At 60.9% G+C, this 25,679-nt stretch carries 24 protein-coding genes; 16 read left to right on the forward strand and 8 right to left on the reverse strand.

Annotation, left to right across the window (positions count from 1 at the left end):
• Nucleotides 1-23: 23 nt before the first annotated feature.
• Nucleotides 24-386, reverse strand: coding sequence for a hypothetical protein (locus QPW08_RS00760; protein WP_284123815.1), 363 nt, complete (start codon nt 384-386; stop codon nt 24-26).
• 36 nt (nt 387-422) lie between these two features.
• Here QPW08_RS00760 and QPW08_RS00765 point away from each other — a divergent pair, with 36 nt between their 5' ends.
• Nucleotides 423-1,550: a serine hydrolase domain-containing protein gene (locus QPW08_RS00765; protein ID WP_284123816.1), complete on the forward strand. Its 1,128-nt coding sequence runs from the start codon at nt 423-425 to the stop codon at nt 1,548-1,550.
• Here the strand turns inward: QPW08_RS00765 and QPW08_RS00770 are convergent.
• The 3 genes from QPW08_RS00770 to pdxH are packed head-to-tail and all read right to left on the reverse strand — an operon-like array spanning nt 1,535 to nt 3,857.
• Complete coding sequence (locus QPW08_RS00770) at nt 1,535-2,329, reverse strand: PhzF family phenazine biosynthesis protein (protein ID WP_284123817.1); 795 nt, start codon at nt 2,327-2,329, stop codon at nt 1,535-1,537. The genes QPW08_RS00765 and QPW08_RS00770 overlap by 16 nt on opposite strands.
• The gene (locus tag QPW08_RS00775) at nt 2,326-3,252 is read right to left on the reverse strand and encodes a cation diffusion facilitator family transporter (protein ID WP_284123818.1); all 927 of its coding nucleotides are present in this window, start codon (nt 3,250-3,252) and stop codon (nt 2,326-2,328) included. The genes QPW08_RS00770 and QPW08_RS00775 overlap by 4 nt, the downstream gene beginning before the upstream one ends.
• Nucleotides 3,249-3,857, reverse strand: coding sequence for a pyridoxamine 5'-phosphate oxidase (gene pdxH / locus QPW08_RS00780; RefSeq protein WP_284123819.1), 609 nt, complete (start codon nt 3,855-3,857; stop codon nt 3,249-3,251). Before pdxH ends, QPW08_RS00775 begins: the two co-directional genes overlap by 4 nt.
• 103 nt (nt 3,858-3,960) lie before the next feature.
• On the opposite strand from pdxH, the gene QPW08_RS00785 reads away from it, so the two are divergent.
• From QPW08_RS00785 to fabI, 6 genes are all read left to right on the forward strand, one after another.
• Nucleotides 3,961-4,980, forward strand: a complete 1,020-nt coding sequence (locus tag QPW08_RS00785) for a mannose-1-phosphate guanylyltransferase (RefSeq protein ID WP_284123820.1) — start codon at nt 3,961-3,963, stop codon at nt 4,978-4,980.
• Nucleotides 4,977-5,774, forward strand: a complete 798-nt coding sequence (locus tag QPW08_RS00790) for a class I mannose-6-phosphate isomerase (RefSeq protein WP_284123821.1) — start codon at nt 4,977-4,979, stop codon at nt 5,772-5,774. Before QPW08_RS00785 ends, QPW08_RS00790 begins: the two co-directional genes overlap by 4 nt.
• A 110-nt stretch (nt 5,775-5,884) precedes the next feature.
• A complete protein-coding gene (locus QPW08_RS00795; RefSeq protein ID WP_284123822.1) occupies nt 5,885-7,165 on the forward strand; it encodes an O-antigen ligase family protein in 1,281 nt (426 codons plus the stop codon).
• A gap of 49 nt (nt 7,166-7,214) precedes the next feature.
• A complete protein-coding gene (locus QPW08_RS00800) occupies nt 7,215-8,162 on the forward strand; it encodes a J domain-containing protein (protein ID WP_284123823.1) in 948 nt (315 codons plus the stop codon).
• A gap of 13 nt (nt 8,163-8,175) precedes the next feature.
• Nucleotides 8,176-9,171 carry a YihY/virulence factor BrkB family protein gene (locus tag QPW08_RS00805; RefSeq protein ID WP_284123824.1) on the forward strand — a complete coding sequence of 332 codons (996 nt, stop codon included), beginning with the start codon at nt 8,176-8,178 and terminating at the stop codon, nt 9,169-9,171.
• Nucleotides 9,172-9,201: 30 nt separating this feature from the next.
• Nucleotides 9,202-10,005: an enoyl-ACP reductase FabI gene (gene fabI, locus QPW08_RS00810; RefSeq protein ID WP_284123825.1), complete on the forward strand. Its 804-nt coding sequence runs from the start codon at nt 9,202-9,204 to the stop codon at nt 10,003-10,005.
• On the opposite strand, the gene QPW08_RS00815 is transcribed toward fabI, so the two are convergent.
• From QPW08_RS00815 to QPW08_RS00830, 4 genes are read right to left on the reverse strand one after another with little or no spacing between them, the layout of a single operon-like run.
• On the reverse strand, nt 10,006-11,190 hold the full coding sequence (locus tag QPW08_RS00815; RefSeq protein WP_284123826.1) for a hypothetical protein: 1,185 nt from the start codon (nt 11,188-11,190) through the stop codon (nt 10,006-10,008). It lies immediately after the preceding gene.
• A 24-nt stretch (nt 11,191-11,214) separates the two neighbouring features.
• Complete coding sequence (locus QPW08_RS00820) at nt 11,215-13,338, reverse strand: GumC family protein (protein ID WP_284123827.1); 2,124 nt, start codon at nt 13,336-13,338, stop codon at nt 11,215-11,217.
• Nucleotides 13,339-13,379: 41 nt separating this feature from the next.
• Complete coding sequence (locus tag QPW08_RS00825) at nt 13,380-14,087, reverse strand: polysaccharide biosynthesis/export family protein (RefSeq protein WP_284123828.1); 708 nt, start codon at nt 14,085-14,087, stop codon at nt 13,380-13,382.
• 36 nt (nt 14,088-14,123) lie between these two features.
• Complete coding sequence (locus QPW08_RS00830; protein ID WP_284123829.1) at nt 14,124-15,551, reverse strand: O-antigen ligase family protein; 1,428 nt, start codon at nt 15,549-15,551, stop codon at nt 14,124-14,126.
• Nucleotides 15,552-15,965: 414 nt separating this feature from the next.
• Between QPW08_RS00830 and QPW08_RS00835 the strand changes: the two genes are divergently transcribed.
• The 9 genes from QPW08_RS00835 (at nt 15,966) to QPW08_RS00875 (ending at nt 25,668) form a co-directional block, all read left to right on the forward strand.
• Complete coding sequence (locus tag QPW08_RS00835) at nt 15,966-17,210, forward strand: glycosyltransferase family 4 protein (RefSeq protein WP_284123830.1); 1,245 nt, start codon at nt 15,966-15,968, stop codon at nt 17,208-17,210.
• On the forward strand, nt 17,195-18,478 hold the full coding sequence (locus tag QPW08_RS00840; protein WP_284123831.1) for a lipopolysaccharide biosynthesis protein: 1,284 nt from the start codon (nt 17,195-17,197) through the stop codon (nt 18,476-18,478). Before QPW08_RS00835 ends, QPW08_RS00840 begins: the two co-directional genes overlap by 16 nt.
• A 42-nt stretch (nt 18,479-18,520) precedes the next feature.
• Nucleotides 18,521-19,483: a hypothetical protein gene (locus QPW08_RS00845; protein ID WP_284123832.1), complete on the forward strand. Its 963-nt coding sequence runs from the start codon at nt 18,521-18,523 to the stop codon at nt 19,481-19,483.
• Complete coding sequence (locus QPW08_RS00850) at nt 19,480-20,196, forward strand: hypothetical protein (RefSeq protein ID WP_284123833.1); 717 nt, start codon at nt 19,480-19,482, stop codon at nt 20,194-20,196. Before QPW08_RS00845 ends, QPW08_RS00850 begins: the two co-directional genes overlap by 4 nt.
• The gene (locus QPW08_RS00855; protein ID WP_284123834.1) at nt 20,196-21,254 is read left to right on the forward strand and encodes a hypothetical protein; all 1,059 of its coding nucleotides are present in this window, start codon (nt 20,196-20,198) and stop codon (nt 21,252-21,254) included. Before QPW08_RS00850 ends, QPW08_RS00855 begins: the two co-directional genes overlap by 1 nt.
• 123 nt (nt 21,255-21,377) lie before the next feature.
• Nucleotides 21,378-22,070 carry a WecB/TagA/CpsF family glycosyltransferase gene (locus QPW08_RS00860; protein WP_284123835.1) on the forward strand — a complete coding sequence of 231 codons (693 nt, stop codon included), beginning with the start codon at nt 21,378-21,380 and terminating at the stop codon, nt 22,068-22,070.
• Nucleotides 22,071-22,133: 63 nt separating this feature from the next.
• Nucleotides 22,134-23,255, forward strand: coding sequence for a GDP-mannose 4,6-dehydratase (gene gmd, locus QPW08_RS00865; protein ID WP_284123836.1), 1,122 nt, complete (start codon nt 22,134-22,136; stop codon nt 23,253-23,255).
• Nucleotides 23,256-23,267: 12 nt separating this feature from the next.
• Nucleotides 23,268-24,227: a GDP-L-fucose synthase gene (gene fcl, locus QPW08_RS00870; protein ID WP_284123837.1), complete on the forward strand. Its 960-nt coding sequence runs from the start codon at nt 23,268-23,270 to the stop codon at nt 24,225-24,227.
• A 271-nt stretch (nt 24,228-24,498) separates the two neighbouring features.
• Nucleotides 24,499-25,668 (forward strand): sugar transferase, encoded by a 1,170-nt coding sequence (locus QPW08_RS00875; RefSeq protein ID WP_284123838.1) that lies wholly within the window; start codon nt 24,499-24,501, stop codon nt 25,666-25,668.
• Nucleotides 25,669-25,679 lie beyond the last annotated feature (11 nt).

Below are 25,679 nucleotides of genomic sequence, written 5' to 3' on the forward strand. Positions count from 1 at the left end.
CAATCGCTTGAGAAGTGGGCTGGCTAGTCGTCCCAAGGCTCCAGCACACAACCGTATCCCTCACGCAACCGGGCCTTGTCGCTGGACACGAGCAGGAAACTCGCTGTGACGCTTTTCTCTTCCTCATCATCGCTGAGGGAGACGAGCTCCATGCCCGCCAACTTGTCCCTCGCGCAATCCTCCATCGTCCGCCCCGCCACAAAGCGGCACGAGCAGGCCACCCGCGCAGAATAGGCAGAGGTAGCCTGAGCATAGCCGGTGATAGGTCGGTTAAACCATACGAACAGTCCGACCGCGACGACCAGTACGGTGAGCACGGCCCACGGCCAGTGACGTGAGCTGTGAGTCGAGCGCGCACGAGATCTTGCGGTCGGGCGTTTAGCCATTGCCAAGCGATTCCCCATCATGCGAGAGGCAGCTCCATGCCGCGTCGCTCCGCCTCCCTTATCGCCATGCTGGCCTGCGTCTCAACCCTTGTTGCATGCGGCAAGCCTGAACCCGTCCAACAAGAATTGACGGAAACGGCGCTGGCGGCAGTGAGCGACGACCCAGGTGCCCCGACCAAGCAGCTGGCGCGTCAATTCGATGATCTTTTCGCCGATGAAGCGCTCGGCGAAACGCGTGCAGCCGTGGTGCTCTACAACGGCAAGGTCGCGGCTGAACGCTATGCGCCGGGGTACGACGCCGACACGCGTTTCGTCAGCTGGTCGATGGCTAAGACCGTCACTGCAGTGATGATTGGCATGTTGGTGGCCGATGGCCAGCTGCGGCTCGACGAGAGCCCACCGATCCCAGAATGGCAGCGCCCCGGCGATCCGCGCGGCGAAATCACCCTTCGCCAACTGCTGCAGATGCGCAGCGGGCTGCGCCACACCGAGGCCGGCGATCCACCTTACGAATCGTCGGAAGTGCAGATGCTGTTCCTCGAAGGGCGCGACGACATGGCGCGCTGGGCCGAAGAGCAGCCGCTCGAAGCGGAGCCTGGTGCCAAGTTCGAATATTCAAGCAGCACCACCGTCATCCTGGCCGACATCGCAGCCCGCGTGATTGCCAAGGGCAGCGATGATCCCGACATACGTCGGCAAGCGGTGACCGATTTTCTCCAGGCGCGGCTGTTCGGACCGCTGGAGATGTCCTCGGTAGTGCCCGAATTCGATGCCAGCGGCACGCTGATCGGCGGCAGCCTGATCCACGCTAACGCCCGCGACTGGGCCAGGTTCGGCGAGTTCCTGCGCGAAGGCGGATCGGTCGGCGGGGCGCAGCTGGTGCCGCGCAAATGGATCGATTTCATGACCACGCCCAGCCCAAGGGCGGACTTTTACGGTGCACAGACCTGGCTCAACACCAGCGCCAGCGTTGAAAGTGATTCGCTGTATCCCATCGACCAGCCAGCCGGTGTGTTCGCCGCCATCGGCCACATGGGGCAATATGTCATCGTATCGCCGCGGCAGCGACTGACGATCGTCCGGCTCGGCCATTCGGATGCCGAGCAGCGCAAGGTGCTGCTGGCGCAACTGCGCGATATCGTCGACCTCTACCCGGAGAGGTAGAACGTCCCTTCCACCACCGTGACGCAAGGCCCGCCGAGCCAGGCCCGGTCGCCTTCCAGGCGGCAGGTTGCATGTCCGCCACGCTGTGAGGCCTGGAAGGCTGTAAAGTTGTCGCGGCCGAGCCGGTTGGCCCAGAAATGCGTCAACGCGGCATGGGCCGAGCCGGTAAAGCTGTCTTCATCGACCCCGCCACCTGGGACGAACACCCTGCTGACGATATCGGTTTCGGTCCCGGACGCGGTGCAGATGAACTGGTCATCACCCAACGCGCCGAGGCCGCGCAGGTCAGGATCGAGCGCCCGCACCTGCTCTTCGGATTTGAACAGGTAGATGCCGTAGCCGTCGGGATTGAGCCAGACTTCGGCCGGCGGCCTTCCCAGAAGCGAAACCGCCTCTGGCCAGTCGCTGCGCTCGGTCGGGATTGCCGGTAATGCCAGCTCGTAACCAGCCTCGCTGCGGCGGACCTCGAGTATCCCGGCTTTGCGGGTACGGAAAGTGACGCGGTCACCCCCGTCCCGCTCCAGCACCACATGCCCGCTGGCGAGTGTCGCGTGGCCGCACAGGCGAATTTCGCAGGCCGGCGTGAACCAGCGCAACTCATAGTCGGCCTCGCCGCTGGCATCGGGTATGATGAACGCCGTCTCCGCGAAGTTGTTTTCCTCGCCAATCGCCTGCAGCACATCGTCTTCCAGCCAGGCATCGAGCGGCATGACCGCCGCCTGGTTCCCGGCGAAGGGCCGGTCGGCGAAGGCATCGACATGCCAATAGGGTATCTTCATGGGGTCACTCCCTCGGCGGTTTCGGGCAGGAGCTCGGCACCCTCCTGGCGTGGCAGGCCGACCGGGTCAGGGTGGATGAGCACTTCCACACCGGGAAAATCCTGCGCGATGCGGGCCTCGACGTCGTCCATCAGGTCATGCACCGTCACGATGCTGAGACCGGGATCGACCGCCATGTGGAACTGCACGAAATCGTCATTCCCGCTGGTCCTGGTGCGCAAATCATGCACCCCGCGAATGTCCGGGTGTTTGGCAAGCACCGCGAGGAAGGCATCGCGGCGTTCCTCTGGCCATTCCTTGTCCATGAGGTGATCGATCGCTTCCCCCGCAGCGTTCCACGCACCCCACAAGAGCCAGGCGGCGATGGCGAGCCCGAACAAGGGGTCAGCCTGGGCAAAGCCGACATACTGGTCGAGCGCCAGCGCTGCGATAACCGCAAGGTTGAGCAGCAGGTCCGACTGGTAATGCACGTGATCGGCCCGGATCGCGACGGAGCGGGTGCGCGCCATGACATACCGCTGCCACCCAAGCAGCAACAAGGTAGCGACAATGGCGATGGCGGATACTGCCATCCCCTCTGGTGCCGCTTCGACCCGACCACCCCCGATCAGCTTCGTCACTGCACGATAGGCAATACCTGAAGCCGACAGCGCGATCAGCATGACCTGGAACATCGCCGCCAGAGCTTCGGCCTTGCCGTGGCCGAACCGGTGGTTGTCGTCGGCCGGCATCGAGGCGATCCATACCCCCACCAGCGTGGCAATACTGGCAACGAGGTCGAGGCCGCTGTCCGCCAGGCTGCCGAGCATGGCGGTTGAGCCGGTCTTCCATGTGGCCCAGGTCTTGAGCGCAATCAGGAACACCGCAACAGTGATCGAGGCGAGCGCGGCACTCCGCGCGAGGAAGGATTTTTTGTCGGTCATGGATAGAGCAACGTATTGGCCCAGCCGTGGCCGGTGCGGGTAAAAAGACGGCGATCATGTAGCCGGTTGGGCCGGTCTCGCCAGAACTCCATCCGCTGTGGCTCAAGCGTGAACCCCGTCCAATGCGCGGGGCGCTCGATTTCCCCGTTGGCGAATCGCGCCTTAGCCTCGGCAAAGCGATCCACGAACACCCGCCGATCCGGCAAAGGGCGTGACTGGTCGGATGCTACCGCGCCCAACTGCGAATCCCGGGCACGCGAGTGGAAATAGTCGTCCGCGACTTGCGGGTCGACTTCATTCAGCGGGCCTTCGATGCGGATCTGGCGGCGCAGGCTCTTCCAGTGGAACAGCAGCGCCGCCTGCGCATTGGCGCGGATCTCCTCGCCTTTGCGGCTTTCGGCATTGGTATAGAAAGTGAACCCTTGCGGCCCGTGATCCTTCAATAGCACCATCCGCACCGATGGAGCCCCGCTTGGCGTTGCTGTAGCCAGTGCCATGGCGTTGGAATCGTTGAGTTCGCTCGCGCGCGCCTCCGCCATCCACTCCGCGAAGAGGGCAAAAGGATCGGTGACAGGGACTTCACTGCTTGCGAGCGGTTCTGGCATGGCACGTTCTCGGATCGGATGGGTGCCTGCTCGCTAGAGAATTCCCGCGATTCAAGCAATTTCACTTCAAAATGACATATGCCGCCGTTTATAGCGACCCGCCATGAGCAGTTTGATTCATCCGGTTATTCTTTGCGGCGGCGGAGGCACGCGCCTGTGGCCCCGCAGCCGCCAGCAAGCGCCCAAGCCCTTCCTTCGCTTGCTTGGCGAGCGGACCCTGTTCCAGCAAACACTGGATCGCGTGTCCGACAGGTCGGTCTTTGCCGCCCCCATCGTGGTAGCAGGCGTCGCGCACATCCCGTTGATCGTCGAACAGGCTGCAGGGCAGGATATTGCTATCATTGCCGAGCCGATGGGCAAGAACACCGCACCGGCAATTGCGCTGGCGGCCCATCGCATGCCGGCGGGCGAAGTCATGCTGGTATGCCCAAGCGATCACTACATCGGCGATACCGCTGCATTTGTGGGCGCAGCACAATCGGCCCGGCAACTCGCCCTTGACGGCAGGCTGGTGTCGTTCGGGATTACGCCAAACGCTCCTGAGACGGGGTATGGCTACATCAAGCGTGGCGTGTCCTTGCCCGAAGGGTACGAAATCGAGCGCTTTGTCGAGAAACCCGACCTCGAAACCGCACAGCAATTCCTCGCCGAAGGCGGTTACAGCTGGAACGGCGGGATCTTTGCCTTCGCTTCTGATCGATACCTGAGCGAGCTCGCACAGCACAGGCCCGACATGGCAGCAAAGGTCCAAGCGGCCGTGAGCGATGGTGCCAGCGATGGCATCACCTTCACGCCCGAAGAGGCCTCGTTCGCGACCATCGATGGCGACTCGATCGACTATGCAGTGATGGAAGCGACAACATCGGCCGCCGTCGTGCCGGTTTCGATGGGCTGGTCCGACATCGGCAACTGGCAAGCCTTGCGCGATGCCCGCGAGGGGCAATCCAGCGGCCCGCATGAGCTGGTCGATTGCGTCGATGTCATGGTCTTGTCGGATGGCCCGCGCGTGTCGGCTGTTGGCCTGGAGGATGTCATCATCGTGGTCGATGGCGATGAAGTGCTGGTGACCAGCGGAGCCGGAGCGCAGAAAGTCGGCAAGCTGACCGGGGCGAGCGGTCGATGAATGCGATCCTGACCACGCACACCGTGGAGAAGGTCTGGGGCCGGGACATACTGCCACCACCATTCTCGAACGAAGGCGCGGCCCGCATCGGAGAAATCTGGTTCGATCCCCCGGCGCAATTGCCCGAACTGCTGGTCAAATACCTGTTCACGAGCGAGAGGCTGTCGGTGCAAGTGCACCCTGACGATGAACAAGCCCCGGCTGGCTCGCGCGGCAAGGAAGAGTGCTGGTATATCCTCGATGCCGAGCCTGGCGCGCAGCTCGCGATCGGCCTCAAGAACGCTTTGAGCGAAGGCGAACTGAAGGCCGCCGCGCTGGATGGTTCGATCGAGGACCTGCTTGATTACCACACGGTCAAACCAGGCGACTTTTTCTATCTCCCGGCAGGGACGATCCATGCCATCGGCCCGGGTATCTCCTTGATAGAGATCCAGCAGAACTGCGATATCACCTATCGGCTTTATGATTATGGCCGCCCCAGAGAATTGCATCTCGATGCTGCGATGGAAGTCGCCAAATGCGAGCCCTACGGCCACCAATGGCACCGCTCGCTGGGGGAGACAGGTGCCGTCTCCATAGTGGAAGGGCCGCACTTCCGGCTCGACCGCGTCGAGGGGCGACCAGGCGACGAGCTACGCAGCAAGTATGCCGGCAAGTGCCTGCTAATTCCGCTGGCCGGACACTTCGCAATTGGGACAGTGGAGGTGGAGCCGGGCGGTTGCGCGCTGGTCGAAGACATCGATATGGTCGATTGCGCGGAAGACAGCCGAGCGCTCATCACCCAGCCCTGCTAACGGCCGTTCGGCTTTGCCAGGCCGCCTGTGCAGGCCCGGCTTGATCAACAATCCTTAACCATGTTCGCTTAGTGCCCAGGCAGCTAACGTCACGCACCAAGGCGAACTCGATGGTAAAGGAACTGGCAAGAACTCAGGGCGCGCCTCTCGTGGTCGCCTTGCTGCTCGGCATCATCATGCCGGTCATCACCGCGATCGCCTTTCCGACCTATATGCATCAGATGCCCACTCCATCGTGGGAATGGGCGCGCTTGCTCGAACTGCCTTTCGTCTTTTGCGAAATCGGAGTGGTGATGTGGGCTTCACATCAGAAATGCGACCGCGCCAAACTGTGGTTCGCCCTGCCGCGCGACGTGCGTGTGGCGGCGGTGATTTTCCTGTTTGCGATCGTGATCAGCAGCACGATCATGTCGACCCGCATGGCGGCAACGCTGACGATGGGTTTGATGACAGTGATCCATGGCCTGTTCGCCCTGGCAGTCTATCACCTGTTCATGCAAACCCGATCCCGCAGTCCGGACCTCTTCCTCAGCCTGCATGGTCTCGGCCTCGCAGTCCTGGCGCTTTATACTGCGTGGTGGTTTGCCACGCCGCCACCCGCCAGCGAAGTGATGGGCGGAGTGATCGAATGGCGATCCGCCGTTCCCAGTTTCATCAGCGTCCGACATCTGGGATCGTGGACCGGCGCGATCGCGGCTGGCTTCGCGATCCAGATTCTTTTTTGCCATCGGGACGAAGAGCTGGGCTGGGAGCATTTCTTCTATTTCCTCGCCGCTGCAATCACGATCTGGTCGGGCACTCGAGCTGCGATCCTGGCGATTGTCGCTGTGGTGATAATCATGACCATCGCTCTGCGTCGCCTTCCCGCGATGCGCAATGTCGGTCGCGCCGCCCTGCTCACCGGGCTGGCCTTGCTGGCGGCGTGGCTGTTCCTGTGGGAGCAGGATAGCGCCTTCTACCTTTGGTATCCCGGCGACATGGACGGAATGGTCGAGGCGACTTCGGGCCGGACCAACCTGTGGCTGCGTGGCATCGCCCTGTGGGTCGAATCGCCGTGGTTCGGGTGGGGGACAGGGGCCTATTTCTGGGAAGCCGAACCCGGCAACCAGACCCAGCCGCACAATTTCCTGATCCAGTTCCTGGTGTCTTGGGGACTTGTAGGCGCTCTTGCTGCAACCTGGCTTGTCGGGCGAGGAATTGTTGCGGTGCACAAGGCAGCGCTGGCAGCACCCGCCTATCTGGGAGTGCTGGGCATGATGTATGGTTTGTTGTTCCAGAGCTTGCTGGAAGGGATGCTGCACTACCCGCGCTTTATCGTGTCGATCATCGCGCTGGGAGCATTGGTGTTGGCGCAAGCCCACTCCGGTCGTATCGCACCTCAGCATCACTGATTCCCGCGACACCTTGCACCAAACCACTGTTCCACCTAGCTAACACGCTATGGCAGATCCGTATGCAACTCTGGGCGTTTCGCGCACCGCAACTGAGGCGGAGATCAAGAGCGCCTATCGCAAGCTCGCCAAGGAGCTGCATCCGGACCGCAACAAGGACAATCCCAAGGCTGCAGAAAAGTTCTCTGTGGTCACGCAGGCCTACGATCTCTTGTCGGACAAGGATCAGCGCGCCCGTTTCGATCGCGGAGAGATCGATGCCGAGGGCAATCCCACCAACCCCTTCGCCGGGATGGGAGGTGGCGGCTTTCGCGGCGGAGGCGGCCAGCGCCAGTACCGACCTGAAGACTTTCAGGGGTTCGGAACCGACGACATCGATCTGGGCGATATTTTCGAAGGGCTGTTCGGCGGCGGTGGCGGACGCGCGCGCCAGAGCGGTTCGCCGTTCGGCCGACGCGGACCGCAACCCCCTCCTCGCAAGGGCGCGGACATTGCTTACCGGCTGAAGGTCCCTTTCGTCGACGCTGCGACGCGGCGTGACCAGCGGATCACGCTCGCCGATGGCAAGACCATTGACGTGAAGCTGCCCGCCGGGGTCGAAGACGGGACCAAGATCCGGCTCAAAGGCAAGGGCGAGCAAGGCCCCGGGGGAGCCGGCGACGGTATTGTGACCCTTGCCGTCGATTCGCACACGTTTTTCGAACGCGATGGCGACAATGTCCGGCTCGACTTGCCCCTGACACTCGACGAAGCCGTGCATGGCGCGAAAGTGAAGGTCCCGACAGTCGACGGGCCGGTCATGCTGACGATCAAGCCCGGAATGTCGGGCGGAACGGTCATGCGGCTGACAGGCAAGGGCTTCAGCGGAAGAAGCGGCAAGCGCGGTGACCAGTTGGTCAAACTCCAGATTGCCCTGCCCGAGGATATTGCCGAGCTCTCGGAGCGCTTGAAAGACTGGCAAGACGAAGGCAACCCTAGGGGCAAACTGGGCGTCTGAGGGTCGGCAGCACGTGTCCAAGCAGCAGGAGAGCAGGACCATCCCAACACCTGAGCTGCCCAATGCGAGCGAGCGGATCGTTCATTCACCCACACCAGAAGAGCGGCGCAGGCAGGCCAGTCTCGCAAGTGCCATAGCGGCCCGCGTAGGCCCCGGTTCACGCGCTTTCCAGATCATCAAGCGGGTCGCCATCGGCACGTTCAATGATGGCTTTATCCATGCCGGCAACCTCGCCTACCTTTCCATGCTGGCGATCTTTCCCTTCTTCATCACCGCTGCTGCCATCTTCACTGTCGTAGGCGAGCAGTCGGAGCAGTTGCGCACCATCAATGCCGTGCTCGCAGCCATGCCGCCGTTGGTAGGCGATGTAATCGGCCCTGCGGCCCGCAATGCTGTCGAGGCTCGTTCCGGCTGGCTGCTTTGGGTCGGGGGGGCCGTGGGCCTGTGGACTGTGGGGAGCCTGATCGAGACCCTGCGCGATATCCTGCGCCGGGCCTATGGAACCGAGCCGGTGCATGCCTTCTGGCAATATCGCCTGCTCTCAACCGGGATGATCGTCATCGCGGTAGTGCTGCTGCTGCTGTCGCTGATCGCGCAGGTCGCGATTTCCACTGCGCAAGAGGTCATTGCATCCTCATTCCCGTGGCTGACAGAAGTGGCAACCCAGCTTTCGCTTTCGCAGATCATTCCGGCCATCGGCGTGTTCGGCTCAGTGTACCTGCTGTTCCTGACGCTGACCCCGTTTGCCTATCGCGGCAAGGCCTATCCCAAATGGCCCGGCGCTCTGCTGGTGACGCTGTGGTGGCTGGGTGTAACCGTCGCCCTGCCCACTATCTTGCGGCGCTTCTTCACCTATGACCTGACCTATGGCTCGCTGGCCGGGATCATGATCGCGATGCTCTTTTTCTGGCTTGTAGGGCTGGGGATGGTCGTAGGGGCGGAGCTCAATGCAGCCCTGGCCGAACCAGGCGGCGAAGACCGGGTTGGAGCGGGCGACGAAGCGGACTAAGGAAAGGCCAGACTTGATGGAGGAAATCGAATGACCGGTCTCATGGCAGGCAAGCGTGGGCTCATCATGGGGCTCGCCAATGACAAGTCGCTGGCCTGGGGTATTGCCAAGCAATTGGCCGAACAAGGGGCTGAACTGGCCTTTTCCTACCAGGGTGAAGCGCTGGCAAAGCGCGTTGTCCCGCTGGCAGCACAACTGGGATCCGACTTCTGCTTCGATTGCGACGTTTCGGATATGGAGGCGCTCGACCGCGCTTTCGACACCTTGAAGTCCCGCTGGCAGACGATCGATTTTGTCGTCCACGCGATCGGTTTTTCCGACAAGAACGAACTGCGCGGGAAATATGTCGATACCAGTCTCGACAATTTCCTCATGACCATGAACATCTCTGCCTACAGCCTGGTCGCAGTAGCAAGACGGGCCGCAGGGATGATGCCCGAAGGCGGATCGATCCTCACGCTAACCTATTACGGTGCGGAGAAAGTCATTCCGCATTACAATGTCATGGGTGTGGCCAAGGCAGCACTCGAGACCAGCGTAAAGTATCTCGCCAACGACCTCGGCCCGCAAAATATCCGCGTCAATGCGATCAGCGCCGGGCCGGTGAAGACGCTCGCGGCCAGCGGCATCGGCGATTTCCGCTACATCCTGAAATGGAACGAGTACAACGCACCGCTGCGCCGCAATATCACTATCGAGGATGTCGGCGGTTCCGGCCTCTATTTCCTGTCCGACCTGTCAGCCGGCGTGACGGGCGAAACGCATCATGTCGATGCCGGATATCACGTGGTGGGGATGAAGCAGGAAGATGCGCCCGATATTGCAGTAAGCTGATCAAGCTCCGGTCAGGCTCACGCTCTCGATGGCACCATCGATAGGCGTCCCAGTCGATCCGGGCCGGGCGTAGATCGTCATGCGCACGAATTCACATTGCGCCGGGCGATCCGCTATCGAAATGACACTCTCGCTGGCCGGGAACTCGACCGAACGAAACGGCTGGGTGTTATTACCGCAAAGAAAGTTCACCCGCATCATGGGCAAGGCGGAGCGATCCAGCGAATGCTTGATCGTGAGTTTCATACCGGCGCCAGATCCAGCTACCGGAACAATTCTTTCAGCCAGCACGCCGGCCTGACCCGGTCGTACGAAGACATCGAGTGAGTTCCCCGTGCGCGAAATCTGGGCCCGGAAGCCGGAGCGATTGGCCAGTCGCCAGTCAAACGGCTGGTACTGATTCCTCCAAAGGCCGCTTGCCTCGGGCTGGTCCTGCGCCGATTGATCCCTGATGCTTGAGTAGGTCTCGTACGCAGTCTTCAGATCTCCGACAGCAACCAGCCTGGCGATCAGCCGCGCATCGAAATACTTGTAGTCCATGCTTGAGCCCCGGCGCAGATCCGCGAGGGTTTCGACAGCAGCATCATTCTCGACCGCGAACATGGCAAAGTCCTCAAGCCACTGAGGCGGGTCGCGCAAGAGCCCGGCAAGTTGCTCCTTGCCCTGTTCGTCGCCCAGCGCCTGAACGAGGATAGGAAAGAATTGCTCGGACAGGTCGGGGTTGACGCGAAGGATGCGGTCCACCGTCTCGAACACGCCGGCATAGTCTGCTGCGGAGACCCGGTTTTGCAGCAGCACGCCCTGGAGCGACACATCGCGCCGGTTGAGATTGGTGGCCAGTTCCAGAAATTCGGCCTGCGCCCCCTGGTCCTGCATCTCGAGCGCCAGTACCGCGTGCGCCTTGGGCAGCAAGGGCTCGTCGGCGATCGCCTCGCGCGCGGTCGGGGCGGCCGAAATGGCGGACTGGATTACCGAAGCCATATCGGTCGGATCGGTTGCGCCAGCACCGAATTCCGCAAAGGCAAGCCTTTCGCGAGCCAGCCCGTTCATCGGCATGAGCGTGGTCGCCAGCTGCGGTGCCTGCCTGTAAGTGATCCCGCTCATTGCTTGGAGCAGCATCACTACGGCCAAACCCAGACCCAGCAGCGTGGCCCCGACAAGTCTTTGCGGACGGTTGATCTTCATCGTGAGCTGGTTCCGAGGGCTCGATCAGGCCTTGTTTTCGGCATCGGCGCCATAGCCGTAACCGTATCCATAGCCATATCCGTAGCCATAGCCGTAGGCGGCGTCACCTTCCTTGAGCTTCGTCACGATCCCGCCCAGCAGGACTGCGTTGGCGCTGCGCAGGCGATCGATTGCATTCTCGATACCGCGCACCTTGATGCGATCGGCTTCGATAACATAGACCACGCCATCGACGGCCTTCGACAGCTCGATACCATCGGCCAGGGCCAGCATCGGCGCGCTGTCTATGATGATCTGGTCGTATTGACCGCGGGCTTCGGCAATGACTTCCTTCAAGCGGTCGCCGGCAAGGAGTTCGACCGGGTTGGGCGGCGGATGCCCGACCGGAACGAAGTCGAAGCCGAAGCGGTCGAGGTGCAGGCTGGCGGATTCCAGCGACAAGTTGCGGTTGGACAACAGCGCGCTGAGGCCGTTCTCGACCCGCTGGTTGATGTCCAGCACTTCCATCATGCGGGTGTTGCGCAAATCGGCATCGATCAACAGCGTCTTCTTGCCGAGCTGCGCAAAACTGGTGGCGAGCGCTGTCGCAGAGACACTCTTGCCCTCGCCTGGCACGGACGATGTGACCATCATCACCTCCGGCGCGCCATTGGCGGTCAGGAAGCCCAGGTTGGTCCGGATCGAAGCATAGGCTTCGTTCGTCTCCGATGCCCGCGAGACGATTTCGTTGGTGATGTCGGTGGTCTGGGCCTCCGGCACGCTGCCCAGCAGCGGCAGGCCCAGGCGGCGTTTCACATCTTGCGGATCGCGCAAGGTCTGGCTGAGCGTTACGCGAAGATAGACGAGCGCCGCAGATCCAAAGAGGCCGAGAAGCAGGGCGATCAGCACGTTTTGTACCAGCGACGGGGCATAAGGCTCCTGCGGTGGAGTGGCGCGATCGATCAGCTTGATGTTGTTCTGGCCCGCACCGGCAGCCTCGAGCTCCTTGTAGCGCTGCAACAGCGCTTCGTAGAGTTCGCGGTTGGTGTCCGCTTCGCGCTTCAGGATGCCGTACTGAATGCCCTGGTCCTGTTGGCCAAGGAAACGGCCCTTGGTCGCGTTGAGTTGTGCTCGAAGCTCATTCTCGCGCAGCACTGCAGCATTGAAAGCTGCGCGCAGGTCACCGGCTTCCGATGATTGCTGCTCGGCAATCGCCTTGCGCAAGGACTCGACTTCGGCTTCCTTCTGGATGAGCGCGGGATACCCCGGTCCAAAATTGGCGCGAAGCGATGCCAGTTCGGATTCGGCATCGGCCAACCGCGTCCGCAGTGCATCCTGCGTCATCCGGGTGGGCGTCGCCCCTGCCCGCAGCGCCGCTTCAGCCGCGATCCGGTCGGTGGTCGCCTGCGCCAGGGCGGAATTGATGGCTGACAGGTCCGAGGCGATCAGCGACTGGCTTGCAGTTTCCGTCCCGTTGCCGTCGGTGCGGTTGGTTTCCAGCACGAGAATTCCGTTGGCGTTGGCGTAGTCGACCAGCTCCTTCTCGGACTCCGCCAGGCGGATGCGCAACTCCTCGATCTGCTGCTCGAGGAATTTGCGAGCCTCGATATTGGTACCAAAGCGCTTCTCGTAGTTTGCAGCGATGAACTCTTCGACCCACAGATTGGTGATGTCTGCGGAGAGCTGCGGATCCGAGCTTGAGAAACCGACATCGACCAGGCTCGAATTCGTGATCGGGCGAATCGTCAAATTCTCGAGCAGAACTTCCTCGAGATCGAGATCAGTCGGGCTCTCTTCGCCAAGCTGGCCAAATGCAGCGAGGAACTCGTCGTTGCGAACCAAATTACCTGCTTCGATAACCCGCTCTGCCATGAAGCGCGATTCCAGCAGCTCGAACTGAGTGTTGAGATACTGCAATTCCGATACAGTGCTGTCGGCTTCCAGCGTATCGATATCAGTCACATTGGCAGCGACCTGGTTGATCTCCAGCCGGGCCTCGGCGCGGAACAGCTCGGTTGCGAGCAGTGTGACGAGCAGGCCGGCGATGATCGAGAACGCTACAATCCCGGCCAACCAGAACCGCAGCGACCGCGCTTCGATTAGGTAGCGCTCAAGATTGATGTGAAAGCCGTCATCGCCCGGGTAATTGGCGTCGGCGGAATTCAGCATTCCGCCGGAAGCAGGAACTTGGCTAGCCATGGTCTTGTGCATTACCTCGTTGTGCGGTCGATGATGATCGACGCGGCAGTTGCAAGCGGCACCAGGCCGAGAATGGTCTCAAGCCGCCGCTTGGCAGGTGAATCCCCCACCATCACTATGTCGTTGGGAAACAGGGCTGGATCGCTGTAGTTGCCGCGCTGGATAGCTTCGAGGTTATAGAGGCCGATATAGTCCTGATTGTCGACGGTGCGCATCACCAGCACGTCATCGAGCTGGGCATATTCGCTCACTCCGCCAGCGGCGGTGACCGCCCTGAGCAGGGTCTGCTTGCCAGCCGCAGGATAGGTCCCGGGCCGATTGACCTGTCCGCCCACTGAAATTGTCGGGACCGGGAATTCTTCCGGGACAATGCGCACTTGCGGATTGACCACATACTCGCCGCGCAGCGCATCGGCGATTTTTCCGGCACCTTCATTGGGTGTCTGGTCTTTTAGCTGGACGGCACCCAGCAGCGGGAAAGCAATCGTACCCTGGTCGTCGGTGAAGTACTTGCCGCTCAACAACTCGGCCCCGACCACTTCGATCTGCAGTGCCTCTTGCGGTCCGATCCGATAGCTGAAGTCGCCACGCGGCTCAGGCAGCGTATCGAGCTGAGTGACCTCGATTCCGGCGGCAGCCCCAAAGGTGCGGTCGGTGGCGCAAGCGCTCAGCAGCACAGCTAGCCCGAGGGCGAAAACAGGGCGGATATTCAATATCATCGTGAAGTTCCCAAATCTCCTTGCCGACATAGCGGACTATGCGCCCAAGCCAAGCGCTGCGTTCTTGTTTCCGCTCGGCGCAGCGTCCGTACGGCCATTCTCGAACGCAAGGGCCAGAAGCAGCCAGATGGCCGTGAGTTGGAAAACAGGTGCCCGAAGCGGATAGTCAAACACCGATGCGAAGGCAATGATGGCAAACACAGCCACCCAGAAGATCCGCGCCGGGAAGGCCTCCTGTCGGCTGCCCCCGATCCGCCAGATCGAACGCCCGACCCAGCCCAGCAACGCCAGCAGGATGGCTGCAGCAGGGATGCCGCCTTCGAAAACCAGCTGCGCCCAGTCGTTATGCGCCATGTTGATGTATTTCGGGCCAAGCAGCGCTGTCGGCTCGAAGATATGATAAACTTCCTCGAACGAGCCGAAACCAGCGCCTACAGTCCAGTACGTTACCACCATATCGCTAATTGTGGGCCAGATGGCCCAGCGCAAATCCTGGAATGCATCGCGCGCCAGGAGGTCGGAGAAACCGGGCATCCTGTCGAAGGCAAAAAAGGCTGCGGGAACCGCCAGCGCCAGCGCAAAGCCGATCCCGACGAGCAGACGCGGGCCCGGACGGAAACGGAATTGCGCGGCGCGCGAACGCGATGGTTTTCGTGCAGGGTCCAGCGAAGTCCAGACCATTAGCCCGGACCCAGCCATGGCAATGAAAGCAGCGATGAATCCGGCCCGCGACCCGCTGACGAGGGCGGCGACCACAACGAGCAGGAACGCCCCCATATAGGCCATCCGCATCAAACCGGCCTCCTGGTTGCGTGCAGTGTCGAGGCCGAGCCGGGTCAGCACCAGCAGCGTGCAGGCGGAAAAGACCGCAGAATGGTTCTCGTTGGCAAATATCCCTACCGGCGCGCCGCGGCTGCTAAACGCATAAAAGTAGAGCGGGCTGGTTGGCCCCGACGCGACTTGCAGCAGCCCGAGCAGCGCATCGAGCGTGCCGAGTGCCGCTACGGCCAGCAATAGAGTGCGCCAATTGCTTCCGGCTGCCATGGCCAGCAGCAGACCGGCAAGCGGAAGCACAAGGCTTGCCAGAGCGTTCCAGCCGCGGACCGGGCTCATCGCTATGGGGCGCCACAGGTCCTGCAATCCGAGCGCGGCATCCATCGCCACGATCGGTTCGCGTCCCGGCAAGGAATGCCAGATGCCCGGCGGCAGCGGGATGAGCTGGATCAGCATCCAAACGGCCAGCGCCGCAAACAGAATGACCAGAAACCGCGCCTGCTGCAGCTGGACCCGGTAGAGAGCGTAGACGGCCGGGATCAGGAACAAGGCTGACAGAGGGCGCAAAGCCGCAAGCTGGACCGGGTCGGGGCGCGAGCTACCCCCGAGGAGTGCGGCCACGAGTGCCAGCAGCCCGAGCAGTATCAGGTCGGCTTTTCGCGATGTTACACGCTTTTCAGAATTGCCCAACACGCCACTCTTTCATTTTCAAGATTCGAATCGTTGAATGCCATGCGCATTTCACGCCAATGGGCATTCGGGCAGGCGACAGCGCAATTCAATTCGCATAAGCTGATGTAATAAGACCCTGCGTGTACCAATGTTTTGCGCGGCAATAATCGGAAGATGGAAGGCCTGCAAGCGAACTGGAGAACCAATTTCTTCATGCCGGCCGCATTGTGAGGCGCTTGCGCAGTCCTGGCAGAGGCACCCGACTGACAGCGATCAACAACCCGCCAGCCAACAGTGGCCTTTCGATCCCGGCTTGCGTAATACGCGCGAGCTTCCGCCTGTTCAGTTCGGCGGCGCAGTGTGTCACCCGCATTTCATCGGGACAAACCCAGGCTTCTCACTTGCGAAAGAAACGAAAAGGCAAGGAACCCAATGATCGCACCCCAGCAGATGGATGACGTATCCGGCGGGCCTTTGCGCATCCTCCAGGTCCACAACTACTATGGCAGCTCCGCACCCTCTGGCGAGAACGGGGTTGTAGACCTCGAACGGGCAGTCCTGCTGGAAGCGGGGCACGACGTACGGCTGTTTTCCCGCCACAGCGATACAATTCGCGCTCAGGGCGCCCTGGGCTTGCTGAAAGGTGCCGTTTCGACTCCGTGGAACAAGGCGGCGGCTGACGACCTGTGCCAACAGGTAGCAGGGTTCCAGCCCGCCATCGTGCATACCCACAACACGTTCCCGCTGATCTCGCCGGCCATATTCAAGGCCTTGCGCGGCAAGGCTGCCCGCGTGCTCACCCTGCATAACTACAGGCTCTTCTGCCCCGCAGGGATTCCGATGCGGGAGGAAAAAGTCTGCACGCTTTGCCTTGACCGGCACAGCGCCTGGCCGGCCCTGCGCCATGGCTGCTACAGAAACAGTCGCCTGGCGACAGCCCCCCTGGCGCTGACGGTGGAGCTCCACCGGCGTATCGGCACCTGGGCCAATGAGGTCGATGCCTTCATCGTGCTGTCGGAGTTCCAGAAGGAGCTGATGGCCGAGGCTGGGCTTCCGGCAGACAAGCTCCACGTCAAACCCAACTTCTACACCGGGAACCCCTCAGTGACGGACTGGGGCGACCGCAGCGGAGAAATTGTCTTCGTGGGCCGCCTTTCCCGCGAAAAGGGCGTGCACACCTTGCTCGAAGCGTGGCGCCACTGGGGTGCCGACGCGCCCCGGTTGAAACTGTTCGGCGATGGTGACGATCGCGAGGAGCTAATGCGCCAGTCGGTAGGGCTCCCGATCGAATTCGCCGGGCAGGTTTCCCCCAAGGAAGCTGTGGCCGCGATCGCCAATGCCAGGCTGATGGTCCTCCCTTCCGAATGGTTCGAAGGCTTTCCGATGGTCATTGCCGAGGCCTTTGCGCATGGGACCCCCATAGCCGCATCGGAGATTGGCCCGCTGGACACCATCGTGCGGACGGCAGGCGCAGGAACGTCATTCCCTGCGGCCAATGCCCGGGTCATGCAGGCGAGAATCGCCGAACTCTGGAGTGATCAGGCGGCACTTGCGCGTTGCTCAAGCAACGCCCGCACTGCGTTCGAGCAACATTTTACAGCCGAAGCCACAGTCAGCCGGCTCCGGGAAATCTATGCCGCAGCGCAGGAAGAGAGCCGGAAGTGCAGCAGCTCCTGAACCAGCGCCTTGCCCGCTGGATGCACATCCTTCGCGGACCGGCGATCCCGCTGTTGTTCGGTCAGGGCCTGATATCGCTTGTAAGCCTGATCGTCGCAGTGGCGGTGTCATCGGTCTTCGGAGCAGCCATCTTCGGGGCCTTTTCGCTAATCGCGATCTTCGCCAACCTGCTGCTGAATGTGCTTCGTGCCGCCTTGGTCGAGCCAGCCACCCGCATCGCTGCGATGGCCGACGAGAGTGCGCGGGCCGATTACCTGAGCGGCCTGGCGAGAGTTATTCTTGCCGGGTTCGTAGTGCTCGCCGTTCCCCTGCATTTCGCCTGCGCGGCCCTTGTTGCATTCTTCCTCAAGGACGAGAACCTTGTCACACCCGCCATTGCCACCGCGTATGTCGTAACATTTGCCGGTGCCGAGATCTTGCGGGCTTTCTTCCAGGCATTCGCCGCCAGGACGCAGACAGTCCGGTTCGACATCGTCAGGGCCACGCTCACTCTCGCGTTGCTGAGCGCAGTCCTGCTGCAGCACAGCGGGTTGGGGGATATCGCTCCGACCGATGCGGTGCTTGGCAGCCAGGCCATCGCGCTCATGGCGGCGCTCGGCATCTTCGGACTGCTCAATGCGCGCCATCTACTGGCCCGTCGCACAGTACCCTGGCCGCTCCTGGCCCAGCATTTCCGCGCCGCCGGAATGGCATCTTCGATTGCCTTCATTCGTACCTTGCAGAACACGGCACCGTTGCTCATCGGGCAACTCATTTTGGGTGAAGCCGTGCTTGGTGTCGTGCGGCTGTGGCAAAGCGTCGCCAACGTTGTCACCTTGCCTGCCAATGCGATGCGCCTGAACATCATGGCCAAGGGTGCCGCCCACTTGCGCGACGGCGATCATGGGGTACTCGCTGCTTACGTCCGCAACATCTCCGTCAAGATGGTCCTGCTGACAGTCGCCATGGCAGCGCCCATGGCTGCAATCATCCTGCTGTTTCCCGGCAAATACGACCTCGCCCGAGATGGGTTCGCCTACATGGTTTTGTTCGTGCTCTACAATATTTGCGCGAATACCAATGCATCACTCTCAAGCGCCTTCTACGCGGCTGGACTTCTCAGGCCGCTGCTTTTACGGGTCACACTGGCCTTGGTCGTGGTGTTGGCGATCTCTTATCCTGTGATCACCGCGCTGGGTCCTTACGGAATACCCGCAGTTCTGGCACTCGTTGCGTTCGTACTTGTGGGAGTCAACCTGCAGATGCTCAAGCATATGGAGCGGACATAGTCAGATGCAAATGCGCACCTGTCGCGTGTCGAAGGAAGCCTGATGCCCAAGTATATCTTTCACCTTGGCTACCCCAAGACCGGAACGACTTACCTGCAGCGGAGGATATTCTCGCAGCTGGCAGGGCAACAGGTGGTGATCACGCCTGAATCCGAAAACATCGGGATGAGCATCCAGGCGCTCAAGTCCCAGATCCAACGGGACGAAGTATCCGAGAAGTTCTTCGACAATCTGGGCGACAGGAACCTGCTGCTATCGATCGAAGGCATGTTGTTCGACCCCATCCAGCAATTTCATCGCCCCGAACAGCGGCGACCCAAGTTTCCTGCTGCACTGCGCGGCATAAGATCCATCATCAGCCGCAACCCCGGCACTGACGCCGCCCTGGTTGTTACGCTCAGAGCGCAGCCCAGCCTCCTGCATTCGCTTTACGCCGAAAGCGCCACTTACCATTTCAACCCGATCGGCCTCGATACCATCGAGGCCTACGCGCAGGCGGTGATGGATTCGAGCGAGGGTCCGCACCAGGCTGGCTGGTATTACAACTTCGACAATACGCTCGCCGAGATCCGGGCAGAGTTGCCCGATATTCCGCTCCATGTGCGATATTACGAGGAGCTGGGGAATAACCCGGCCGGAGAGATCGCCTTCTGGTCCGAGCTCACCGGGCGAACACTCGAACATGTCCAAGGGCGGGATAACACCAGGGCGCAAGGTGAGGGCATCAAGCGCGCCGACCCACGCAGCCTGCATGTCCCGATCATCAATCTGAAGACCAAGCTCGCTCCCGGCCTCAAGCTCCCCAACAAGATGCGGTTCTTCGTGCGCGATACGCTCAAGAAGATCGGGCGCGGGGAAAGCTATGACATTACGCTCAGCGACGAATTGGAAGGCCGGCTGTTTGCCCATTTCAGCAAGCTCAACGCCGACCTGTCGGCGCTGGGCGTCAATCCGCCGGAGAGCATCGCGCATCTCTATCTGGACAGCCTGGTGACTGCCTCGTGACCTTCCTGGGAAAACTGCAGAAGATCAGTCACTTCGTCGGTCGCCCTGGCTGCGACGGGCCGCCGGTGTTCGTCAATTCCATGCCCAAGGCAGGCACCAACCTGTTCGAATCGTGGCTGATCCAGTCCGGCTACAAGCGCCATCCGACGAAATGCATCGACGAGCATAATGTGGATTCTGCCAAGGTCCGCCCTGTGGCAGGGAAGTTCTATGTCAGCCATCTGGCCCAGGACGACATAATGCACGGGCAAGGCTTCAAGACCTTCCTGGTCACGAGGCCGCTGTGGCAGTGCCTGCGTTCATATGTGAACTACATGCACATCGATACCAAGCATCCGGTCAGCGTGTTTGCCCGCGAGACTCCTTTTGAAGAAATGCTCGAGAGGCTGTTCTTCTCGGACAACAATCCGAACGGCAGGCCGCTGGTCGATGAGTACCTGCGCTTTAGCACCCTCGACCGATCCCGTTATGACCTCGTGCTGACGTTTCGCGAACTCATCGACTTGGATGACAAGATGGTGGCGACCACCGCCGACGTCCTCGGCTTGCCGACAGTGGACATGGCGGCCAGCCTGAAGTCCGCGCTCGAGCGCGAATCCTACACCAAGAACCTTGGCAGGATAGACCTGTTTGCCGAGCTTGAACCGGATCGCCTCGCAGCCCTGGTGAAACGCGTCGAAGAGCTGGAAGCAGCGGCCGGAGAGGTGGGCTAGTGAGACTGTCGCGCTCCGAGCTCAATGGTTTCGTCATCCATGTGCTGGTTCCGGCGTGCGTGCTGCTGGACGCAGGTTTCATCGCCTACGGCATCCTTGCGGCCTACATCCTTCGGCTGGCAAAACCGGTGACCTGGCTCCTGCTGCTCGGCCTCGTGGCAGCGGCATGGTGGCTAAGCCAGCTTGCTCCCGGTTATGCCGCGATGTCGCAACAGACCCAGTTCAATGCGCTCAACACCACCGTAGGGCTCTTGTTGCTGCTTTCGGGCCATTGGCTGAAGTTCGGCTTTCGCGTCGCTCCCTCAACGATGACCGATATCGGGATCGTTGTCCTTCTCGTGTTTGCCGTCATCGACACAATGGTGCTTGGTGCTCCTGCTGCGCTGCTCCAGGTGGCGAGCTTTTCCGTCATCCTCTACATGCTGGTGGCCGATACCAAGCTGCGCAAATCCATTGCCGTCGCAGGTGCCTTCGTGGCGGGCGCCCGAGTGCTGATCCTGGCGATCGTCGCCAGCTGGACCTTCTTCCGCTGGCGCAGCTTTGCCCTTGCGCTGACCATCCCGGCCCTGTGCATCGCGGTCTATCTGGCCGTGCAACCGGAATCCTATCAGGAGGCCAGCCTGTTCCTGACGGAACTTCGCAACGACCGGATCTTGTTGAAGGGGCGGACCAATTTCTGGCTGGCGCTGGTTTCCAGCCAGATGACCTTCTTCGGCAACGGCGCTGGCAGTGCGGTCATGCTGATCGAGCAGACGATCGGATTCTACCAACTGCCGCACAATGAATATCTTCGCATCATGTTCGATTATGGCGTGGTCACCCTGGTGGCCACCCTGATCGTGCTCGGGTGGCAAGTGTCCAGCCAGAGCAACCACCGCCGGGTCGCCACTCTGTTTCTCGCTTTCTACATGCTGACGGGCAACGTCCTGAGCTTCCCTACGGTTATTGTTTCCTACCTGCTGATCATGCACAGTGAGATTCGGGTGCCGTTGAAAAGAAAGACAACAGGCCCGGCAACCGCCAATGGGAGTCTGGAGCTAGGCCAAGTTCGAGCCTGAAAGCATAGTGAAGAGCTGGTCCAGCAAGGGATTTTTTAGAAAATGAACGGCGTTAAGCCAGGATTTGAGTTTCGAGAATACACTGTGTTCTCAGGCGAACCGAGCGAATGCGCGGACGCAATCGTGACCGCAGCACTCGACGGAAACCGTAGCTGCGCCATGATGGCCTGCCTCAATCCGCATTCATTCGTTGTTGCCGAACAGGATGAACAGTTTCGCGCTGCGCTCAAAAGCGCCGAATGGCTGTTGCCCGATGGTGCGGGCATTGTGTGGGCAGCCAGGAGGTTGGGCGACAAGACTGTCTCGCGCATTACCGGGCCGGATACCTTCCTCGCGGTCATGGAGCGCCTCGACGCCAAGTCCGGCTCAGTGTTCTTCCTCGGTTCTTCCGAGGCTGTCCTGGCCAAGGTGCGGGATCAAGTCGCGCTCCATTATCCCAATGTGACCGTTGCCGGTACCTACTCACCCCCGTTCAAGGCCGAGTTCACCCAAGACGACAATCAGGCGATGATCGATGCCATCAACGCTGCGAAGCCGGATGTGCTTTGGGTCGGGATGACTGCGCCAAAGCAAGAGAAATGGCTGGCCCGGCATTCGCATGACCTCAACGTGGGAGCTGCCGGAGCCATTGGTGCCGCATTCGATTTCTTTGCCGGTACGGTAAAGCGATCCCCGCCGATATTCCGTTCGCTTGGGCTGGAATGGTTGCCCCGTTTGGTACAGCAACCGAGACGGCTCTGGCGCAGGATCTTTGTTTCTGGTCCGATATTTGCCGCAGCAGTCTATCGCGAACGCCAGACGAGAAGAAAAACATAACAAGCCGTCGCAGACGCCCTACAGGCCCAGTGCCTCCACCACTTTAGTGAAACAGAGAGAACAATGACCAAGCGCGCTTTGATTACCGGAGTAACCGGCCAGGATGGATCGTATCTGGCCGAATTTCTCCTTGAGAAAGGCTATGAGGTGCATGGCATCAAGCGGCGGGCCTCGCTCTTCAATACGCAGAGAATCGATCACATCTACCAGGACCCGCACGTCGACCATGCCCGCTTCAAGCTGCATTATGGCGATTTGACGGATACTTCGAACCTGACCCGTATCATTCGTGAAGTCGAACCGGACGAGGTCTACAACCTGGGCGCGCAAAGCCATGTCGCGGTGAGCTTCGAAGCGCCTGAGTATACCGCCGATGTCGACGCTATCGGCACGCTGAGGATGCTGGAAGCGATCCGGTTCCTGGAGCTCGAGAAGAAGACCCGGTTCTACCAGGCTTCGACTTCGGAGCTCTACGGCTTGGTACAGGAAGTGCCGCAACGGGAAACGACGCCATTCTACCCGCGCAGCCCCTATGCAGTCGCCAAGCTCTATTCTTATTGGATCACCGTCAATTATCGCGAGGCGTACGGCCTGTTCGCGTGCAACGGAATCCTGTTCAACCATGAAAGCCCGCGCCGCGGCGAAACCTTTGTCACCCGCAAGATCACGCGCGGGATGGCCAATATTTCGCAAGGGCTCGAGAAGTGCCTGTACATGGGGAACATCGACAGCCTGCGCGACTGGGGCCACGCCAAGGATTATGTCCGCATGCAGTGGCTGATGCTGCAACAGGACAATCCCGATGACTTCGTGATAGCAACGGGCGAGCAATTCTCGGTCCGCGAGTTCATCCGCTGGTCGGCGGCCGATGTCGGCATCGGCATCCGCTTCGAAGGTGAAGGCCTGGAGGAAAAGGGTATCGTCGATTCCGTCGAAGGGGACAACGCTCCGGGCGTCAAACCCGGGGACGTCATTGTTCGCATTGACGAGCGTTATTTCCGACCGGCCGAAGTGGATACGCTGCTTGGCGATCCGGCCAAGGCCAAGGAAAAGCTCGGGTGGGTGCCGGAGATTTCTGCGCGCGAGATGTGCAAGGAAATGGTTGCATCAGACCTGGCGGCGGCAAAGCGTCACGCCCTGCTCAAGGCCCACGGCCTCGAGCAGCCGGTGCCGTTGGAAAACTAGGGGGCACAGAACGTGAAGATCTTTGTCGCCGGCCATCGTGGCATGGTCGGAAGTGCCATCACTCGCAAACTAGAGGCCCGCGGCGACGAAATTGTCGCCCGGAGCCGCAACGAACTCGACTTGTGCAACCAGCGCGCGGTGCGCGAGTTCATGCAGGCGGAAAAACCCGACCGGGTGATCCTGGCGGCGGCCAAGGTCGGCGGGATCCATGCCAACAACACTCGTCCCGGCGAGTTCATCTATGACAACCTGATGATCGAGGCCAACATCGTCCACCAGGCCTACGAGGCCGGGGTCCAGAGCCTTTTGTTCCTTGGCTCGTCGTGCATCTATCCCAAGCTGGCGAACCAGCCGATGGCAGAAGATGCGCTGCTCACAGGCGGGCTGGAATCCACTAACGAACCATATGCAGTGGCCAAGATCGCCGGCATCAAGCTGTGCGAAAGCTACAACCGCCAGTACGGCACCGACTATCGGTCCGTCATGCCCACCAACCTTTATGGGCCCGGCGACAATTTCCACCCGGAGAACAGCCATGTGCTGCCCGCTCTCATGCGCCGCTTTCACGAAGCGGCGCGCGAGGGAGTGGATGAAGTCGTAGTGTGGGGCACCGGTACGCCGATGCGGGAATTCCTGCATGTGGACGACATGGCCGAGGCTTCGCTGTTCGTGATGGACCTCGATCGTGAGACCTACTTGCGTGAAACTTCGCCGATGCAATCGCATATCAATGTCGGAACGGGCGTGGACGTCACGATCCGCACGCTGGCCGAGACCTTGGCGCAGATTACCGGCTTCAAGGGCAGGATTACTTTCGATTCCAGCAAGCCCGACGGAACTCCCCGCAAGCTGCTCGACGTGAGCAGGCTGGCCCGCATGGGCTGGAAAGCGGCCATCCCGCTCGATCAGGGGCTAAAAGACACCTATGACTGGTTTCTTGATACTGAAGATGCGCATCTGCGTAAGGTTTGACAGCGACCCGATTAACAAAGAGGGCAAACGTGTTATCGAGTGGCTGCGAGAGAGGCCCAACAGTTGCTTGTCGCGGCTGCACGGCCCCGTTCGTTGGCGAGAGCCGTTGGCAGCGGGCTGGTGCCATGGGAGACGTTGAATGTTAGTTCACCAGGAAAAGGTGCCGGCGGTCTCCCGGAAAAGCTGGATGGCGCTCGCCGAGGTGCAGTTCCTTGGCTACATCCTCGCCACTCTTGGCCCCCCGATATTCTTTTGGACCGTTGTTCGGGGCATGTCGTACACATCGGTGTTCCTGACCAACACGCTGATGTTCCTGACGATGGCCGCAATTGCGACCTGGTACGTCCTCGGCCGCTTGCGTTTGTATGCCAAGGCGCGGCTCCTGTCCTATGTCTTCCCAGTAAACTTCCTCGCGTTTGGAGGCATCCTCTCAATCATCGCCATCTTCAGGCTGACCTATTCCGCGTCGCTGTTCACCATCGGGATGCTGGGCGCGCTTGTGATTAGCTACGTGTTCGTCGCCGGCAACCGGCGGTCGCGCAGCGTACAATACGTCGTGCCGGGCGGCCGGGTCGACGAGATGGCGATGGATTCCTCCTTCCTCCCCGCCCCGTCGCTGGTTGAAATGGAGTCTCTCGTTGAGGCCCGGCGGTTGAATGGTGCCATAATTGCCGACCTGCACCATGATCACCCCGATGAATGGGAGCGGCTGTTCGCCAAGGCTGCGCTGAACGGCATCCCGGTCTACCACTTCCGCCAGATCGTGGAACTGCAGAGCGGCCAGGTCATCATTACCCACTTGAGTGAAAACAGCCTGGGATCGTTGATCCCGAACGTTCCCTACATGGCAACCAAGCGCGTGGTGGATGTAGTTGCAGCCTTGCTTGCGCTGCCATTTTGCCTCGTCGCCTTTGCAATCATCGGCCTCGTCATCAAACTCGATTCCAGGGGCGGCGTATTCTTCATCCAGGATCGGATGGGCTTTCGTGGCCAGACTTTCCGCATGGTCAAGTTCCGGACCATGCGCGATCGCGGGCCGATCGAAGACGAGGAAGAGCGACGGAAAGATGCGATGACCCAGGACGGAGATGCGCGCGTCACCCGGGTCGGGCGCCTGCTCCGCAAGACCAGGCTCGACGAGCTGCCGCAGATATTCAATGTGCTCAACGGCGAGATGAGCTGGATCGGCCCCCGCCCCGAAGCGGCCGAGCTATCTGCCTGGTATGAAAGCGAGCTGCCGTTCTATTCCTATCGCCACATCGTGCGCCCCGGCATGACAGGCTGGGCGCAGGTCAACCAGGGCCACGTCACAGACCTCGACGACGTCAATGCCAAGCTGCGCTACGACTTCTACTACGTGAAGAACATCTCGCTGTGGCTCGACATGTTGATCGCGCTCAAGACGATCCGCATCGTCTTCGGCGGGTTCGGCGCAAAATAGGCTGGGGAGCG

Source organism: Parerythrobacter aestuarii, from assembly GCF_030140925.1.
In the GTDB taxonomy this organism is placed as follows: domain Bacteria; phylum Pseudomonadota; class Alphaproteobacteria; order Sphingomonadales; family Sphingomonadaceae; genus Parerythrobacter; species Parerythrobacter aestuarii.

Bases quoted from the DNA above. Each gene is read 5' to 3' on its own strand.
- pdxH (WP_284123819.1), bottom strand. From the start codon at position 3,857: ATGCCAGAACCGCTCGCAAGCAGTGAAGTCCCTGTCACCGATCCTTTT.
- QPW08_RS00845 (WP_284123832.1), top strand. From the start codon at position 18,521: ATGCCCAAGTATATCTTTCACCTTGGCTACCCCAAGACCGGAACGACT.
- QPW08_RS00765 (WP_284123816.1), top strand. From the start codon at position 423: ATGCCGCGTCGCTCCGCCTCCCTTATCGCCATGCTGGCCTGCGTCTCA.
- QPW08_RS00785 (WP_284123820.1), top strand. From the start codon at position 3,961: ATGAGCAGTTTGATTCATCCGGTTATTCTTTGCGGCGGCGGAGGCACG.
- QPW08_RS00815 (WP_284123826.1), bottom strand. From the start codon at position 11,190: ATGAAGATCAACCGTCCGCAAAGACTTGTCGGGGCCACGCTGCTGGGT.
- QPW08_RS00770 (WP_284123817.1), bottom strand. From the start codon at position 2,329: ATGAAGATACCCTATTGGCATGTCGATGCCTTCGCCGACCGGCCCTTC.
- fabI (WP_284123825.1), top strand. From the start codon at position 9,202: ATGACCGGTCTCATGGCAGGCAAGCGTGGGCTCATCATGGGGCTCGCC.
- gmd (WP_284123836.1), top strand. From the start codon at position 22,134: ATGACCAAGCGCGCTTTGATTACCGGAGTAACCGGCCAGGATGGATCG.
- QPW08_RS00820 (WP_284123827.1), bottom strand. From the start codon at position 13,338: ATGCTGAATTCCGCCGACGCCAATTACCCGGGCGATGACGGCTTTCAC.
- QPW08_RS00775 (WP_284123818.1), bottom strand. From the start codon at position 3,252: ATGACCGACAAAAAATCCTTCCTCGCGCGGAGTGCCGCGCTCGCCTCG.
- QPW08_RS00790 (WP_284123821.1), top strand. From the start codon at position 4,977: ATGAATGCGATCCTGACCACGCACACCGTGGAGAAGGTCTGGGGCCGG.
- QPW08_RS00875 (WP_284123838.1), top strand. From the start codon at position 24,499: ATGTCGTACACATCGGTGTTCCTGACCAACACGCTGATGTTCCTGACG.
- QPW08_RS00800 (WP_284123823.1), top strand. From the start codon at position 7,215: ATGGCAGATCCGTATGCAACTCTGGGCGTTTCGCGCACCGCAACTGAG.
- QPW08_RS00835 (WP_284123830.1), top strand. From the start codon at position 15,966: ATGATCGCACCCCAGCAGATGGATGACGTATCCGGCGGGCCTTTGCGC.
- QPW08_RS00825 (WP_284123828.1), bottom strand. From the start codon at position 14,087: ATGATATTGAATATCCGCCCTGTTTTCGCCCTCGGGCTAGCTGTGCTG.
- QPW08_RS00795 (WP_284123822.1), top strand. From the start codon at position 5,885: ATGGTAAAGGAACTGGCAAGAACTCAGGGCGCGCCTCTCGTGGTCGCC.
- QPW08_RS00760 (WP_284123815.1), bottom strand. From the start codon at position 386: ATGGCTAAACGCCCGACCGCAAGATCTCGTGCGCGCTCGACTCACAGC.